This is a genomic window from Sinorhizobium sp. NG07B, assembly GCF_002532005.1.
Taxonomy (GTDB): Bacteria; Pseudomonadota; Alphaproteobacteria; order Rhizobiales; family Rhizobiaceae; genus Sinorhizobium; species Sinorhizobium fredii_C.
Map to the genome: position 1 here is coordinate 1,030,838 of NZ_NWTD01000001.1, position 15,212 is coordinate 1,046,049.

Below are 15,212 nucleotides of genomic sequence, written 5' to 3' on the forward strand. Positions count from 1 at the left end.
TCCCTTCTCCCCGTCAGAACCGGGAGAAGGTGCCGGCAGGCGGATGAGGGGCAATCGTCCGCTCTCATCACCTTTACCGCTTCTGCCCCACATGCCGCCCGGCGCCCCCCGGCACCTCAAGCCTCGCATGCCCTTCCGCGATCGGCTTCAGCTTCGCCAGCACATCGGCCGGCGCCGGCGCCGACTTGCCGGCCTTGGCATCGACATGCAGCATTATCTGCTCGGCGGTGGCGATCACGTCGTCCGAGGCGGCATCGTGGATCCGCGTGAAGAAGTGGATGCGCTTTTCGTCGGAGGCGAGAATTTGCAGGGTCGTATAGAGCGCCTGGCCAAGCTTCGCCTCACCGAGATGGCGGATATGGGTCTCCACCGTGTAGTAGCTGTGGCCGGCCTCGACATAGGCGAAGTCGACGCCGATCAATCGCAGCAGCGCATCCGACGTATCGCCGAAGAGCTGCAGATAGCGGTGCTCGGTCATGTGGCCGTTATAGTCGACCCAGGCGGCGTTGACCTTGGTTTCGACGAGGCGCAGCGGGCCGGAGGCGTCATAAGACTTCGATTGATTGCCGCCCTTTGCCCAGAGGCGCGCCTCGAAATCGGCGAGCAGCTTGCCGGCACCCCAGCCTTCACCGCCATTGCCGGCTTTCAGCGCCTGCATGATGCCAACGAGGTTTTCGTCGCGGATGCGTTCCAGTTCGCGGATCGAGCGGCCGGCGGCCTGGGCGTCGGACTGCGCGCCGATCTTCTCGACCAGCGCGTCGTCGAGATCGACGACATCAGTGAACTTCGTCCAGGGCCATTTGAGGCAGGGGCCGAACTGGGCGAGGAAGTGGCGCATGCCGGCTTCGCCGCCGGCGATGCGATAGGTCTCGAAGAGACCCATCTGCGCCCAGCGCATGCCGAAGGAATAGCGCATGACATTATCGAGCGTCTCGGTATCGCAGATGTCGTCCTGGATCAGCCAGAGCGCTTCGCGCCAGAGCGCTTCGAGCAGGCGGTCGCCGACGAAGGCCTCGATCTCCTTGGCGATGACGACGCCCTTCATGCCGATCTCTGCGACGGCTTCCTCGGCGCGCCTGATCGTCTCGGGGGATGTCTTCCTGCCGCCGACGAGCTCGACCAGTGGCAGCAGGTAGACCGGGTTATAAGGGTGGGCGACGAACATGCGCTCGGGATGCTTCATCTCGGCCTGGAGGTCGGACGGCAGCAGGCCCGAGGTCGACGAGCCGATCAACGCGTCGGGGCGGGCGGCTGCGTCGATCTCGGTGATGACGCCGCGCTTCAGCGGCAGCCGTTCGGGCACGCTTTCCTGAATCCAGTCAACATCGTGGACGGCTTCCTCAATGCTCTTGCAGAAGGTGAGATTGCCGCGCGGCGGCAGCGGCGCCATGGTTAGCATGCCATAGGCGCGCTCTGCATTGGCCATGACCTCGCCGATGATGCGCTCGGCTTCTGGATGCGGATCGAAAATGTTGACGTCGATGCCGGCGAGCGCGAAACGCGCCGCCCAGGCCCCGCCGATGACGCCGCCGCCAACGCAGGCGGCCTTGGTGATGATGGTCATTGCCTCTCCATCCAAATCGTTCCGTGGGAGCCCCTCCCGGCCCTTTGGGCCACCCTCCCCACAAGGGGGAGGGGTGGGTGGCTCCGGATCCTCTGCGGCCCTCTCTCCGGCGACTAACCGCGCCGGGGGCCGGCCTTCTTGCGAACATCTCCGCGGAAACATGCGCTTCGTTCGGAGTTCGGCGCCGACGCATGTCGAGCCCTCCCCTTGTGGGGAGGGTTGGGAGGGGTCTTATCTCTTCGTCAGCTTCAGCTTCTCGCGAACCTCCTTGGGCCCGATGATCTTCGCCCCCATGCCCTCGATCACCGACACCGCCTTTTCGACGAGCTGGCCGTTGGTCGCGAGCTGGCCCTTGCCGACATAGAGGTTGTCCTCCAGTCCGACGCGGACATTGCCGCCGGCAAGGATCGCCGCCGCCGGATATGCGAGCGCGTTGCGGCCGATCGAGAAGGCCGAGAAGGTCCAGTTCGCCGGCACGTTGTTGACCATCGCCATGAAGGTGTTGAGGTCGTCGGGTGCGCCCCAGGGAATGCCCATGCAGAGCTGGATCAGCACCGGATCCTCGATCAGACCTTCCTCGACGAGCTGTTTGGCGAACCAGAGATGGCCGGTGTCGAAGGCCTCGATCTCGGGACGCACGCCGAGTGCGGTCATCTGGCGCGCCATCTCGCGCAGCATAGACGGCGTGTTGGTCATCACGTAGTCGCCGAGCGAGAAGTTCATCGTGCCGCAGTCGAGCGTGCAGATCTCCGGCAGACATTCGGCGACATGGGCGACGCGCTCGGTGGCGCCGGCCATGTCGGTGCCTTTCTCGTTGAGCGGGAGAGGGCTTTCGACATTGCCGAAGATCAGGTCTCCGCCCATGCCGGCGGTCAGGTTGAGAACGACGTCGATATCGGCGGAGCGAATGCGGTCGGTCACTTCCCTGTAGAGGTCGAGGCGGCGGGCCGGCGCGCCGGTCTCCGGGTCGCGGACATGGCAATGGACGATCGCGGCACCCGCCTTGGCCGCTTCGACTGCCGCTTCGGCGATCTGTTTCGGCGTGATCGGAACATGGCTGGATTTCGAAACGGTGTCTCCGGAGCCGGTGACGGCGCAGGTGACGAAAACCTCGCGGTTCATGCTGAGCGGCATGGCTGTCTCCCTTTTCGTTGGACCCATTACGAGCCAGAAACGGCGAGGCTGCTTTCCAAAAGTGGAACGATCCTATACATTCTCGGAGACAGCCGGGGGAAGTTTCGCGATGGACGGCAGTGTTTCGCAGGCGCAGCATATCGATTTGCTGATCCTGCCGGAGACCAATCTCATTCTGGTCGCCTCGGTTATCGAGCCGCTGCGCGCCGCCAACCGCATCGTCGGGCGAACGCTCTACAGCTGGACAATGTTCAGCCCGGACGGCGAGGCGATCGAGACGAAAAGCGGCATCCCGATTCCGGTGTCCGGCCCCTTCCGGCCGCAACGCGAAACGGCGCCGCTCTTCGTGCTGTCGAGCTACAACTGGCGGCGCAGCGCTACCTCACAGCTCAAGATGCTGCTGTCGCAGACGGCCCGGCACCGGGAGGCGATGGCCGGCATCGAATCGGGGTCCTGGCTTCTGGCGGAGACGAGCCTGCTCGACGATTTTTCCGCCACGACTCACTGGGAAGACTTCGAGGATTTCGCCAGCGCCTATCCGCAGGTGACGATGGTTCGGGAGCGCTTCGTCATCGATGGCAAGCGCATCACCACCGGCGGCTCGCTGCCCACGCTCGACCTGATGTTGGAATTGATCCGCCGCGCGCACGGCTATTCGCTGGCGCTCGAAGTCTCGCGTCTCTTCATCTACGAGCAGGAGCGCACGCGCGGCGACCTCTTACAGGTGCCGGCAATCGGCAATATGCGCATCCTTGACGAGCGGGTCGGTGCGGCGGTCAAGCTGATGGAGGAGACGGTCGAGGCGCCGTTGACGCTTGCACGGCTCGCGCGCCGGGTCGGCGTCAGCGCCCGCCACCTGCAGGACCTCTTCAAGGACACCATGGGCGTGGCGCCGCACGAACACTATCTGGCGCTGCGGCTCAATGCGGCGCGCCGCAAGGTGATCGAGACGCGGATGGAGTTCGCCGACATCGCGGCAATTTCCGGCTTCAACTCGTCGTCGTCGTTTTCGCGAAGCTATCGCGCACACTATCGCGAGAGCCCGAGCGAGACACGCCGGCGGCTGAAGCTCAAGAGTTGATTGAATCACTTCAAAGGGCGATTCAGCAGGGGCGTTTGAATCGAATCAGCGATCTATCGCCGGCTCGTGGGAAGGTGATTCAGGCACGCGCCGCCCTGCGGCACAAGAAGGAGGAAGACGACCCATGCGCGACACGGGACTGGAGGAATTGGTAAGGCAAGAACTCGGCGACCGGCCGGGGCTTTCCGAGAAACCGATGTTCGGCGGCCTGGCTTTTCTCGTGAACGGCAATCTCGTCTGCGGCGCACGCGATGACGGGATGCTGGTGCGGCTCGGCAAGGGCAGTGATGACTGGGCGCTGGCGCTGCCCGGCGTCGCCCAGATGGTGATGGGCGAGCGGAGGATGCATGGATGGGTGCGTGCCGGCGCCGAGGCCTATGGCGACGACGCGCTGCGCAAGCGCCTGCTCGATGCGGCGCTCGGCTACGTGCTCTCGCTGCCACCGAAGTGAAAGCTCGCGCAGTTTCTTCTCATCTGCTACCGGAGCAGGATGCCAGTAGCTCAGACGACTGTCTCGCCGCCGTCGACCACAAGGACCTGGCCGGTCATATAAGAGGAACGGTCGGAGACAAGGAAGAGGATCGCTTCGGCGATCTCGTCGACGCTTGCCCACCGTCCGAGCGGCACCTTCTCGCGGATATAGGCCTCGATTGCCTTCCGACCGCCCATCTGCTTGATGAAAGGTTCGTTGAACGGCGTGTCGACCCAGCCGGGGCAGAGTGCGTTTATTCGCACCCCATGTTTCGCGTAGTCGCCGGCCATCTGCCGCGTCATGGCGATGACGGCGTGCTTTGTCGTGGTGTAGGCGATCATCTCACGGTCGTAGAGGACGCCGGAAGAGGACGAGGTGTTGACGATCACGCCGCGCCCCGCCGCCCTCATCGACGGCACGACGAGGCGAGCCGCCATGAAGTGCGCGCGAACGTTCAGGTTCCACGAGCGATCGAAACCCGCCACCTCGACATGTTCCAGGTCGCCGGCCACCTGGGCGCCGGCATGGTTGTGCAGAATATCGATGCGGCCATGCCGTCGAAGGACGTCGGCAATGCCGTTCGACAGCGCTCCGTCGTCGGTGACGTCGATCGCTAGAGGTTCGGCGCTGCCGCCCTTGGCGGCGATCGATGTCACGGTCTCTTCCGAAGCCTTCGCGCTACGGTCGACGACCACCACATGGGCGCCTTCGCGCGCCATGATGGCGGCACCCGCCTGACCGATTCCGGAGCCGCCGCCGGTCACGATCGCGATCCGGTCTTTCAGGATCATGGTTTCACTCCCCGGATTTGCTTTTCGTCTCGCGCATCAGCACGCGCGCAGTCAGGATCAGGAGAAGCGACGCGACGAGAACCAAGGTTGCGATCGCATTGATCTCCGGCGTCACGCCGCGACGGATCGAGGCGAAGACATAGATAGGCAAGGTGGTCTTCGAGCCTGCGACGAAGAAGGCGATGATGAAATCGTCGAAGGAGAAGGTGAAGGCGAGCAGGAAGCCGGCAAGAATCGAGGGAAGGATCTGCGGCAGCACAATCAGTCGGAAGGTGGTGAGCGGCGTCGCGTAGAGATCGCTGGACGCCTCGACGATGTCACGGCCGAGACTGGCGATCCGCGCCTTCACGATCATGGCGACGAGTGCCATCGAGAACAGCCCATGGGCGGCGATGATAGAGCCGTAGCCAAGACCGAGTTGTGGCGGGTGATCGCCCGGCCAGATCGTCGCGAGCGCTGGATTAACGAAGGAGAAGACGGCGACCAGCGCCACGAGCGTGGCGATTCCGATGACGACACCCGGAACGACGATGGCAGCGGCGAAGAGGGCATCGAAGAAGGCTCGCATGCGCGGCCCGAGGCGCTCCATGCCAAGCGCCGCCATGGTCCCGAAGACCGCCGCAAGCGCAGCGCTCGTGAAGGCGATCATTAGGCTGTTCTGCAGTGCTGAAACCAGGAAGGTGTTGCTGAGAGCCTTGCCGTACCAGGCAGCGGAGAAGCCGGTGAACTCGCTCGCATTGCGCCCCGCATTGAAGGAGAACAGAACGACGAGCGCGATCGGCGCATAGAGGAAGAGATAGACGGAGGAGACGAGGGCACGCATCAGACGAGATCTACCTGTCTTGTTCCGGCGACCTTCCAGGCGATGCGCATCGCCACCATGAGCACGACGACGACGACGGCAACCAGCGTGACGGCGATCGCCGAGCCGAAGGGCCAGTTGCGTGATTGCAGGAAGAGATCGACCAGCGCGTTGCCGATGAAGAAGACCTTGCCGCCGCCGAGAAGCTGGGGGATCAGATATTCGCCGAGGAGCAGGATCGTCACCAGCGCGATGCCGGTCATGACGCCCGGGAGCGATAGCGGCAGGGTGACGCCGAGGAAGCTGGAAACCGGCTTGGCGCCAAGATCGGCGGAAGCCTCAAGAAGCCGCCGGTCGAGTTTCTCGAGGCTCACATAGATCGGCATGATCATCAGCGGCAGGTAGCCGTAGACGATACCGAGCAGCACGGCGCCGGGCGTGTTGAGCATGCGCACGTCCTCGATGCCGATCATCGCGAGCAGATTGGGAATGCCGCGCGAGCCGAGGATGTACATCCAGGCATAGGTGCGCACCAGAAGGCTCGTCCAGAACGGCACGACGACCAGCGATACGAGGATCAGGCGATAGCGCGGGTTTGCCCTGACGGCGAGGTAGTAGGCGACAGGATAGGCCACCAGAAGGCAGAGCAGAGCGCCGGCTGGCGCAAGCATCAGCGTGTTCCAGAAGGCTGCGGCGCGCGTCGGCAGGTTTGCGAACTGGGCGAAGGTGAAAGCCGCCTGATAGCCGCCTTCCGGCGCCCGCTCGCCGAAAGCGAAGACGAGCATGGCGATGAAGGGGAGAACGAGAAAGACACAAAGCCACGCCGCCGCCGGCGCTACCAGCGCCGCCGTCACCAGGTTCCTCTTCGTGTTCTTTGCCGCACGCATGGTCAGTCCGTTGAAACGTGTATTGAACTGGGCCCTCATCCAGCCCGCCGGCCACCTTCTCCCATTCGAACGGGGAGAGGGAACCCGCGGCGCCCGCCCCCTCTCCCGCTGGCGGGGAAGGCTAGGGTGAGGGGCGAACTTTCGACCTCACGCCGACTTGAAGCGGGCCATCAGTTCGGCGCGACCGGGATCTGTCAGCGTCACCGCGGCGCCGAATTCGAGCGGCGTCAGCGCCGCCTCGTCCGGATAGACGATCTTGTTCGACGTCACCTCCGGTGGCAGCAACTTCAAGACGCGGCTGTCGGTCGTCGGCGCGCCGTTGGCGATGTGCTCCTTGACGGCGTTTTCGGGCATCATCAGATAGTTGAGCAGCGCATAGCCGGCGGGCTTATTGGCCGCACTCTTCGGGATCGCGTAGAAATCCGACCAGATTTCGCCGCCATCCTTGCCGAGCACGAATTGGATTTCCGGCATGTCGCGATTGAGCTGGGCGCCGTCATTGGTCCAGCACATTGTCATCCAGGCGTCCGTCGCCCGCATCGCCGGCTGGTAGTCGCTGTTGATCGCGTAGAGATGCGGCTTGACCTTGATCAGCAGCTCCTCGGCCTTGGCGAGTTCCTCCGGCTTGATTGAGTTAAAGGAAAATCCAAGCGAGACGAGTGCGTTGCCGATGGTGGTGAGCTGGTAGTCATGCACCATGGCGCGACCATCGGCCTCGGCCATCGCCACCTCGAAGAACTCCTTCCAGCTCGTAACCGGCTTTTTGATCTTGTCGCTGTTCACGGCAATGCCGGTCGTGCCCCAGTTCTTCGGCACCGCATAGGTCTTGCCGTCGATGACGCCTTCATTGGTGAAGCGGGCGTTTTCCGTCGAGGCGTCGTAGTTCGGGAGCTTCGACAGGTCGAGCTCATCGATGAGGCCGAGCTTTGCATAGGTCGAAATCGTGTAATTGGTCGGGACGAAGAGGTCCCAACCGGTGCCGCCTGCCTGCAGCTTCGCAAGCATTTCCTCGTTCGAGCCGAAAACGTTGACTTCTACGGCGACGCCAGTCGCGGCCCTGAAGGCTTCGAAGGTGGCGGGATCATGATAGTTCGGCCAGGTCGCGAGCGACATCTGCGTGCCGAGGTCTTCGGCAAAAGCCGTCGCGTTGAAGAGGCCGGGCGCGCGCGCCAGGACGGCAGTGGCAAGCCCGAGGCCGGTGACGCCGAGAAAATGGCGGCGGGTCACCGAACCGCGTTTCAGGCGCATCAGCTCGTCCGCAAGCTTTTCCGCGGTGATCGGGGCATTCTCTCTGTACCACTTGGTCATGATGCTGTTCCCTTGTCGTTGGCATGCATTTGATGGCAGAGCGTCGGCCCGTTCAGGCCGGAAAGACATGCATTGCGTTCGGATCGAAGCGGAGTCCGATCCTTTCTCCAGGTTCTGCGAGGTCGGACTCATCCAGGCTGCGGCGGTCGGCGGTCACCAGAAAATCGCCAAGCCCGTCAACCTCGACGGAGTATTCGACCGATGAGCCGAGGAAGATGCGGTGGGTCACCGTGCCATGCAGCGTGGCGGTATCGTCACGCACAAGGCTTATCGATTCCGGACGGAGCGCCACCATGGCCGCACCCGCGGTTCCATTGGCACGCGCGGGCTTTGCCAAACCGACGCCATTTGCCAGCCGCACCGCATTCGCGCCGGGCTCGACCGTCGCTTCGATGCGATTGGTCTTGCCGACGAAATCGGCGACAAAAAGATTCGCCGGGCGATCGTAGATTTCCTGCGGCGGTCCGATCTGGACCACTCGCCCGGCATTCATAACGCAGACGAGATCGCTCATCGACAGCGCTTCTTCCTGGTCGTGCGTGACGAGCATGAAGGTGATGCCGAGCTCGCGCTGGAGGCTCTGGAGTTCGATCTGCATCGCTGTGCGCAGCTTCTTGTCGAGCGCGGCAAGAGGCTCATCGAGGAGCAACACCTTCGGCTTGTTGACGATGGCGCGGGCAAGCGCCACGCGCTGTTGCTGTCCGCCCGACATCTCGTGAATGCGGCGCTTGCCGAAGCCGGCAAGACGGACCATCTCCAGCGCCTCCCGGGCGCGGCGGCTGATTTCGGCCGCCGCAATGCGCGGGCGCATTTGCTTCAGCCCGTAGGCGACGTTCTGCTCGACATCAAGATGGGGGAACAGCGCGTATTGCTGGAAGACCATATTGACCGGGCGCCGATAGGCCGGCACGCCGTTCATAGGCTGGCCACCGATACAGACCATCCCCGCGCTTGGCTGTTCGAAGCCGCCGATCATTCGCAGGCAGGTGGTCTTGCCGCAGCCGGACGGGCCGAGCAGCGCGACGAAAGCCCCCTTGGGCACCCCGAGGCTGATATCCGACACCGCCGTCACGCTGCCATAGCGTTTGGCGACCGAACGGAATTCGATGTCGTTTGAATCGGATGTCACGTCTGTTCCCTGCGGCGCTATTATAGGAATTGGACGCGGTCCTTGCGCCTCCTGTTCCCACCGTCATTGCTGACAGCCTAGTCACCGGAAGCCGCGTCGGTATATACCCCGAGAGAGGTATTCCCGCCGGAATTTGCTTGTGAAAGGAGTATACCCTGGTTAAGCCGTCCAAGTGGCAGCGCAGGGGACTGGGGAGGGCGGTTTGGGCGTCGACTTCGAGAAGCTTTTCCAGGCCCTGGCGCCGTTGATGAATGGTTCGGCGATGGGCGACGAGGCCGTCGGCACTGCGTTCCGCCGGCTGATGTCGAGCCTGATAGCCTTCGACTATGTCGTCGTCTTCGCCTATCGTGGCAAGGAGCGTCCGCTTGATCTCTACAGTACTTTCGATGCCAAGGACCATGTGCTCTTCGTGAGCCTCTACCAGGCGGGTCCATACCTGCTCGATCCCTTCTATCATGCCGCCTGTGCGCCCCGACCTGGCGTGTGGCGGATGCGGGAGTTGGCGCCCGATCGCTTTTTCTCCAGCGAATATTACCGCACCTATTATGTGCAGACCGGGCTTGCGGAGGAGGTGGGTTTCTTCGTTCCGATCAGCGAACAGGTCACCGTCGTGCTATCGCTGATGCGGCGGGAGGCGACCGGCCCTTTCGGCGCCGCCGAGTTTGCCCTGCTCAAGAGGGCCGAGCCCTTGGTGGCCGCACTCGCTCGCCATCATTGGGCCGACCTCGACCACCGATTCGACGCGGCGCTCGCGAAAACCGGCCGCAGCCGCCGCAAGGCTTTGCATCCGCCCGCGGACGGGGTCTGGCAACATCTCAACCTCACCGATCGAGAAGCGGCAATCATCGAACTGGTCCTGCAGGGGCATTCATCGGAGTCGATCGGATTAAGGCTCGGCATCTCGACCGGGACCGTCAAAGTCCATCGGCGCAACGTTTATCGCAAGCTCGGAATTTCCTCGCAAACGCAGCTGCTGTCGCTCTACATCAAGAATCTCGGCCACTGACACCTGTCGGTAGCCGCATTATTGGCGAGGCAAAAAAGGGCGCGCCAGCCGGCTGCGCCCTCTCCTTTGCGTCGATTTGTAGTCCGTCAGGCGTTGACCAGCGCCAACTTGGCGCGCGCGTCGAGAATTTGTGCGCAGGCATTCGCAGCTTCTTCGCCCTTGACGACGAAATGGTCGCGGAAGAAGGCGATCAGCGGCTCGCTTTCCTGGAAGTTGTGCGGCGTCAACACTGCGGAGAGCACCGGCACGTCCGTGTCGAGCTGGACGCGCATCATGCCGTCCAGCACGATTCCGGCGACGAAGTCGTGGCGATAGATGCCGCCGTTGACGACGAAGGCGGTGCCGAGGATCGCCGAATAGCGTCCGGTCTTGGCGAGCTTCTGCGTATGCAGCGGAATTTCCAGCGCTCCCGGCACGTCGAAGATCTCGATGTCGGCCGCGTTGCCGCCGAGCTTCGACCACTGGGCGACGAAGGCGTCGACGCACTGGTCGACGATGTCGGCGTGCCAGCGGGCACGGACGATCGCGATCTTGGTGGAGGGGTGGGAAAGAATGGTCATGGTCTCAAGCCTTTCAGGGTTGGCGTTTGTTCCAATGATCCCGTCGGGCGAACATGCATGCACGACAACCCCGCAAAGGGTTCGCACTGCTTGCTCTCTTCCATCCGGACTGTGACCGTCGGCTCCGGAATCTGACCGGATCTGCTGACCTTCAGACACTGCACAGTTCCTTAAATCGAGATCGATTTAAGGACAGAATCATGCAGCAACTCAAAGTGCTACAGCGACCTTTGCGCGTCCATGGACGCGCGGAGCTGCATTGCCTGAAGCGCTCGCGGGCTTCGATCATTAGACCGCTGGTCCGCCGATCGCTACCGCCGGTGGGGAATTTCACCCCGCCCTGAGAACGCGTGCGACTATATACGGAGAGCAGCGCCCGTCAAACGCAGGCTCCGACGAAAATGCGAGAAATCACGACAGATTTTTCCGGGAAAGATCGAGGCCGGAACGAAATCGTTCCGGCCATCACTACTCGCGGATGACCAACAGGTCCTTGGCGGCGAAGCGCAGGCTGACATTCTCGCCGGCAACAGGCGGTGTAATGCCCGGATCGTTGAACATGTCGAACGAGATGACATCATCGCCAACCCGCAGCTTGGTGCGGATGACCGAGCCGAGGAAGCTCGTCGAGACGACTTCGCCGGGCAGCGCGGTATCGCCTTTGGAGCCCTCGGCGATCGAACCCGCCTCCGGCCGAAGCGCCAGCGAAATGCTGTCCCCGCCCTTGAGGCCGGCAATCGGCTCTTTCAGGGCAATCCGTTGCCCGCCGATGGTGACCGCACCGGTGGCGGGATCGACGACCTTGCCCTCGATGATATTGAGCGTTCCGACGAAGGAAGCGACGAAGCGGGTCGCCGGCGTGTTGTAGATCTCGAACGGGGTGCCGATCTGGTCGGCGCGGCCGGCATTCATCACCACGATCCGGTCGGAGATCGACAGCGCCTCCTCCTGGTCGTGGGTGACGAACACCGTGGTGATGCCGAGCTGCTGCTGGATCTGCCGGATCTCTTCGCGCAGCGAGATGCGAATCTTCGCATCGAGCGCCGAGAGCGGCTCGTCGAGCAGCAGCACTTGCGGCTTCACGGCAAGCGCGCGGGCGAGCGCCACACGCTGCTGCTGGCCGCCGGACAGTTGATAGGGGAAGCGGTCCGCCAGGTGCTCGAGCTTGATGAGCCCGAGCATCTGCTTCACCCGGATATCGATGTCCGTTTTGGTGGCGCGGGCGACCTTCAGGCCGAAGGCGACATTGTCATGGACGTTCATGTTGGGAAACAGCGCATAGGCCTGGAAGACCATGCCGATATTGCGCTGGTTCGGCTTCAGAGCGCCCTGGTCCTGGCCGTTGATGACGATCGAGCCGCCGGACGGCGTCTCGAAACCGGCGATCATGCGCAGGATCGTGGTCTTGCCGCAGCCGGACGGGCCGAGGAAGGAGACGAACTCGCCCTTTTCGATGCCCATGTTGAAATTATGAACGACCTGAACCGGGCCGAAGGATTTCTGAATATTGGTCAGTGTCAGGAAAGCCATGTGATCAAGCCTTGGGCGAAGCGGATTTCTGGAAGCGGGAGACGAGCTGGATCAGCCCCATGCTCAGCCACGTGATTGCGAAAGCGATGACGGCGAGCGCCGAAGGCTCATAGGCCTTATTGGCGCCGACGAGCTGCAGATAGGGACCGAAAGCCGGGCGGTTGAGCAGCGCCGCCATGGTGAATTCGCCCATGACGATGGCGAAGGTGATGAAGGCGCCGGAAAGCACGCCGCTCATCACATTCGGGAAGATGCAGCGGAAAAGGATCGTCGGCCATTTGGCGCCGAGGCTTTCGGCGGCCTCCGTCAAAGTCCTGACGTCGATCGCCCGCATCGCCGTGTCGACGGCGCGGTACATGTAGGGAAGCGACAGGGTCATGTAGGAGAACATCAACAGCGCGTTGGTGCCGGAGGTCGAACCGGTGAGCGGCAGGATCGACGAGGAATTGTAGAGCCTCAGATAGCCGAAGACGATAACGATAGCCGGAATGACGAGCGGCAGCAGCGTGACGAACTCGACGATCGGCCGCACCTGCGGCAGGCGTAGCCGCACCCAGTACGCCGTCGGCACGACGAGCAGCATGCCGAAGACGATCGTCAGTACGGCCATCAGCATCGAATAGCCGAAGGTCTCGCGAAACTGGATGTCGGAGAAAACCGACTGGTAGGCGTCGAAGGAATAGGCGCCGCGTCGCATCCGCAGCGAGAACTCCAGCGTGCCGAGCAGCGGAATGATGAAATAGCTGGCTCCGATGGCGATGGCGATCCAGGCGCCGAGGCGTTGTGCTTTCATTTCTGCCACCGTTCGGCGCGCATGCGCAGCCAGATATAGAGAATGTTGGAAATGCCGGTGATGACGATCATGCCGAGGGCCAGCGCATAGCCGAGATTGGGGTTGTGCAACACGTCGCCGCGGATCTGCGCGTAGAGCAGGATCGGCACGATGTTGAGCGAACTGCCGGTCAGCGCGTAAGCCGTGGCGATGGCGCCGAAGGCATTGGCGAAGAGCAGGAGAGTCGTGCCGAGCAGGCTCGGCCAGAGGATCGGCAGCGCCACCATGCGCCAATATTGCCAGGTGGAGGCGCCGAGGATTTCGGCCGCCTCGCGCCACTCCTTCTTGAGGCCGTCCAGCGCCGGGGTGAGGATCAGCACCATCAGCGGGATCTGGAAATACATATAGGTGATGGTGAGACCGAAGAAGCTCAGGAGATTGAAACCGGTTCCGTAAAGATTGAAGCCAAACCAGTCGCGTAAAAAGACGGTGACGAGCCCGGTGCGGCCGAGCGTCGAAAGAAACGCGAAAGCGAGCGGCACGCCCGCGAAATTGGAGGCGACGCCGGAGAAGGTCAGCAGGCCGGAGCGGATCCAGTTCGGAACTCCGCCGAGCACGACCGCCCAGGCGAGGAAGAAGCCGATCAGCGCGCCGCCGAGCGAGGAGGCGACCGACACGCGGATCGAGATCCAGTAGGCGCTCATGATCGTCGGCGTGAAGAGATCGGCGAGATTCTTGAAGGTGAAGGTTCCTTCGGGCGTCAGAAAGGCGCCGGTGACGAGGTAGAGCGTCGGAACGATCAGGAACATCAGCGCAAAAATCGCGAACGGGGCTATCCCGAGCCAATCGATGACCGCTCGTTTGTTGATCAGGGGTGCGGTTGCTGTTGTCGTGGTCATGAAGGCTTCGATGTTCCTCAGTCAAATGAAACAGCCTCCCCGCCGATCGAGCGGGGAGGCATGGCAATGATTACTGAACGTTGGCGCCGACCACGCTGTCCCACTTGGTGGTGATCGCTTCCTTGCCCTTGGCCTGTTCCTCGAGCGTCGGGAATACGGCCTTTTCATAGGCAGCTGCCGGCGGCAGCTTGTCCAGCATTTCCTGCGGGATCTTGCCGTTCTTGGCGAGATCGTTGAAGCGGATCGGGTGGCAATAGCCCTTCAGCCAACCGAGCTGGCCTTCGTCCGAGTAGAGATATTCCATCCACAGCTTGGCGGCGTTCGGATGCGGGGCGAAGGCTGAGATCGCCTGCACATAGACGCCGGCGACGACGCCCGACGCCGGAACGACGACTTCGACCGGCGGGTTGCCGTTCAGGCTGTCGCGCCAGGAGAGACCGTTATAGTCCCAGGCGATGATGATCGGGGTCGAGCCCTGTGCGAGCGAAGCGGACTTGCCGATGACCGGAACGAAATTGCCGGCCTTGTTGACTTCCGCGAAGAAGGCGAGGCCTGCTTCACCGGCCTTGGCCGCATCCTTTTCGCCAGCGGCGAGACCAGCGGCGTAGACGGCCTGCACGGCCTGGTTCGAGGCGCGCGGGTCGCCGGCGAGAGCGACCGCGTTCGCGTAGTCCGACTTCTTGAGGTCGGCCCAGTCCTTCGGCACTTCCTTGACGATATCGGTGTTCACGACGAAGGAGAGAACACCGTAATAGTCGCCGTACCAGAACCCTTCCGGATCCTTGGCGCTATCCGGGATCGTATCCCAGGTCGAGACCTTGTAGGGCTGGATCAGGCCTTCGGCCTTGGCAGAGGGGCCGAAGGACAGGCCGACGTCGATCACGTCGGGTGCCTGCGGGCCGGTATTGCCCTTGTTGGCCTTGATGGCTTCGATCTCGTCGCCGGAACCGGCGTCGGGGTTCAGCTCGTTGACCTCGATCCCGTACTTCGCCTTGAAACCGGCGATGAGATCGCCATAACCGCACCAGGTGTGCGGCAGCGCAATGGTGGTGAGCGTGCCTTCCTTCTTGGCGGCGGCGATGAGCTCTTCGCTCGGGTCGGCAGCGGCCACGGCCGTGGTTGCCAGCAGAATGGCGGTCGAGAGCGAGAGCAGGCGTTGAGTCTTTGAAATCACTGGCGTTCTCCTTATCGGTTTTCAGTCAATTTCGGCGATGCTGTTAAAGCGGCGCGATGAAACTTGTGTGACAGGCCATTTTCCCGTTTGCGGCGAGAACGCC

At 62.7% G+C, this 15,212-nt stretch carries 15 protein-coding genes and 1 riboswitch; of the genes, 3 read left to right on the forward strand and 12 right to left on the reverse strand.

The annotated features are described in order from the left end of the window. Window positions 1-73 precede the first annotated feature (73 nt). Together CO664_RS04995 and CO664_RS05000 are read right to left on the reverse strand one after the other, a co-directional pair. A complete protein-coding gene (locus tag CO664_RS04995) occupies window positions 74-1,564 on the reverse strand; it encodes a carnitine 3-dehydrogenase (protein WP_097525301.1) in 1,491 nt (496 codons plus the stop codon). 231 nt (window positions 1,565-1,795) lie between these two features. Further along, window positions 1,796-2,698: a 3-keto-5-aminohexanoate cleavage protein gene (locus CO664_RS05000; protein WP_097538058.1), complete on the reverse strand. Its 903-nt coding sequence runs from the start codon at window positions 2,696-2,698 to the stop codon at window positions 1,796-1,798. Between the two features lie 109 nt (window positions 2,699-2,807). On the opposite strand from CO664_RS05000, the gene CO664_RS05005 reads away from it, so the two are divergent. Both CO664_RS05005 and CO664_RS05010 read left to right on the forward strand, forming a co-directional pair. After that, entirely contained in the window at window positions 2,808-3,779 is a 972-nt protein-coding gene (locus tag CO664_RS05005; RefSeq protein WP_097538059.1) for a GlxA family transcriptional regulator, read from the forward strand. Between the two features lie 124 nt (window positions 3,780-3,903). Then, entirely contained in the window at window positions 3,904-4,230 is a 327-nt protein-coding gene (locus tag CO664_RS05010) for a TfoX/Sxy family protein (protein WP_097525303.1), read from the forward strand. Window positions 4,231-4,280: 50 nt separating this feature from the next. On the opposite strand, the gene CO664_RS05015 is transcribed toward CO664_RS05010, so the two are convergent. The 5 genes from CO664_RS05015 to CO664_RS05035 form a co-directional block, all read right to left on the reverse strand. Continuing rightward, window positions 4,281-5,042, reverse strand: coding sequence for an SDR family oxidoreductase (locus CO664_RS05015; RefSeq protein WP_097538060.1), 762 nt, complete (start codon window positions 5,040-5,042; stop codon window positions 4,281-4,283). 4 nt (window positions 5,043-5,046) lie between these two features. Beyond that, complete coding sequence (locus CO664_RS05020) at window positions 5,047-5,865, reverse strand: ABC transporter permease (RefSeq protein WP_037415291.1); 819 nt, start codon at window positions 5,863-5,865, stop codon at window positions 5,047-5,049. Then, window positions 5,865-6,731 (reverse strand): ABC transporter permease, encoded by an 867-nt coding sequence (locus CO664_RS05025; protein ID WP_095678045.1) that lies wholly within the window; start codon window positions 6,729-6,731, stop codon window positions 5,865-5,867. The genes CO664_RS05020 and CO664_RS05025 overlap by 1 nt, the downstream gene beginning before the upstream one ends. Window positions 6,732-6,878: 147 nt before the next feature. Beyond that, window positions 6,879-8,039 (reverse strand): spermidine/putrescine ABC transporter substrate-binding protein, encoded by a 1,161-nt coding sequence (locus CO664_RS05030; RefSeq protein WP_097538061.1) that lies wholly within the window; start codon window positions 8,037-8,039, stop codon window positions 6,879-6,881. A gap of 52 nt (window positions 8,040-8,091) precedes the next feature. Beyond that, window positions 8,092-9,168, reverse strand: coding sequence for an ABC transporter ATP-binding protein (locus CO664_RS05035; protein WP_097538062.1), 1,077 nt, complete (start codon window positions 9,166-9,168; stop codon window positions 8,092-8,094). Window positions 9,169-9,370: 202 nt separating this feature from the next. Here CO664_RS05035 and CO664_RS05040 point away from each other — a divergent pair, with 202 nt between their 5' ends. Next, window positions 9,371-10,174, forward strand: coding sequence for a LuxR C-terminal-related transcriptional regulator (locus CO664_RS05040; RefSeq protein WP_037415312.1), 804 nt, complete (start codon window positions 9,371-9,373; stop codon window positions 10,172-10,174). 86 nt (window positions 10,175-10,260) lie between these two features. On the opposite strand, the gene CO664_RS05045 is transcribed toward CO664_RS05040, so the two are convergent. The 5 genes from CO664_RS05045 to CO664_RS05065 all read right to left on the reverse strand — a co-directional run bounded on the left by CO664_RS05045 (window position 10,261) and on the right by CO664_RS05065 (window position 15,109). Then, the gene (locus tag CO664_RS05045) at window positions 10,261-10,734 is read right to left on the reverse strand and encodes a 6,7-dimethyl-8-ribityllumazine synthase (RefSeq protein WP_097538063.1); all 474 of its coding nucleotides are present in this window, start codon (window positions 10,732-10,734) and stop codon (window positions 10,261-10,263) included. An 88-nt stretch (window positions 10,735-10,822) separates the two neighbouring features. Further along, a riboswitch (FMN riboswitch) is annotated at window positions 10,823-11,086 on the reverse strand. Between the two features lie 116 nt (window positions 11,087-11,202). Continuing rightward, a complete protein-coding gene (locus CO664_RS05050; RefSeq protein WP_097538064.1) occupies window positions 11,203-12,264 on the reverse strand; it encodes an ABC transporter ATP-binding protein in 1,062 nt (353 codons plus the stop codon). A 4-nt stretch (window positions 12,265-12,268) separates the two neighbouring features. Next, window positions 12,269-13,057 carry an ABC transporter permease gene (locus CO664_RS05055; RefSeq protein ID WP_037415320.1) on the reverse strand — a complete coding sequence of 263 codons (789 nt, stop codon included), beginning with the start codon at window positions 13,055-13,057 and terminating at the stop codon, window positions 12,269-12,271. After that, entirely contained in the window at window positions 13,054-13,935 is an 882-nt protein-coding gene (locus CO664_RS05060) for an ABC transporter permease subunit (protein WP_037415323.1), read from the reverse strand. Before CO664_RS05060 ends, CO664_RS05055 begins: the two co-directional genes overlap by 4 nt. A gap of 70 nt (window positions 13,936-14,005) precedes the next feature. Continuing rightward, complete coding sequence (locus CO664_RS05065) at window positions 14,006-15,109, reverse strand: ABC transporter substrate-binding protein (protein WP_097538065.1); 1,104 nt, start codon at window positions 15,107-15,109, stop codon at window positions 14,006-14,008. Window positions 15,110-15,212 lie beyond the last annotated feature (103 nt).

What these genes read in the sequence shown, in the direction of transcription:
- CO664_RS04995 (WP_097525301.1), bottom strand. Translation starts at nt 1,564, where the DNA reads ATGACCATCATCACCAAGGCCGCCTGCGTTGGCGGCGGCGTCATCGGC.
- CO664_RS05000 (WP_097538058.1), bottom strand. Translation starts at nt 2,698, where the DNA reads ATGCCGCTCAGCATGAACCGCGAGGTTTTCGTCACCTGCGCCGTCACC.
- CO664_RS05005 (WP_097538059.1), top strand. Translation starts at nt 2,808, where the DNA reads ATGGACGGCAGTGTTTCGCAGGCGCAGCATATCGATTTGCTGATCCTG.
- CO664_RS05010 (WP_097525303.1), top strand. Translation starts at nt 3,904, where the DNA reads ATGCGCGACACGGGACTGGAGGAATTGGTAAGGCAAGAACTCGGCGAC.
- CO664_RS05015 (WP_097538060.1), bottom strand. Translation starts at nt 5,042, where the DNA reads ATGATCCTGAAAGACCGGATCGCGATCGTGACCGGCGGCGGCTCCGGA.
- CO664_RS05020 (WP_037415291.1), bottom strand. Translation starts at nt 5,865, where the DNA reads ATGCGTGCCCTCGTCTCCTCCGTCTATCTCTTCCTCTATGCGCCGATC.
- CO664_RS05025 (WP_095678045.1), bottom strand. Translation starts at nt 6,731, where the DNA reads ATGCGTGCGGCAAAGAACACGAAGAGGAACCTGGTGACGGCGGCGCTG.
- CO664_RS05030 (WP_097538061.1), bottom strand. Translation starts at nt 8,039, where the DNA reads ATGACCAAGTGGTACAGAGAGAATGCCCCGATCACCGCGGAAAAGCTT.
- CO664_RS05045 (WP_097538063.1), bottom strand. Translation starts at nt 10,734, where the DNA reads ATGACCATTCTTTCCCACCCCTCCACCAAGATCGCGATCGTCCGTGCC.
- CO664_RS05050 (WP_097538064.1), bottom strand. Translation starts at nt 12,264, where the DNA reads ATGGCTTTCCTGACACTGACCAATATTCAGAAATCCTTCGGCCCGGTT.
- CO664_RS05055 (WP_037415320.1), bottom strand. Translation starts at nt 13,057, where the DNA reads ATGAAAGCACAACGCCTCGGCGCCTGGATCGCCATCGCCATCGGAGCC.
- CO664_RS05060 (WP_037415323.1), bottom strand. Translation starts at nt 13,935, where the DNA reads ATGACCACGACAACAGCAACCGCACCCCTGATCAACAAACGAGCGGTC.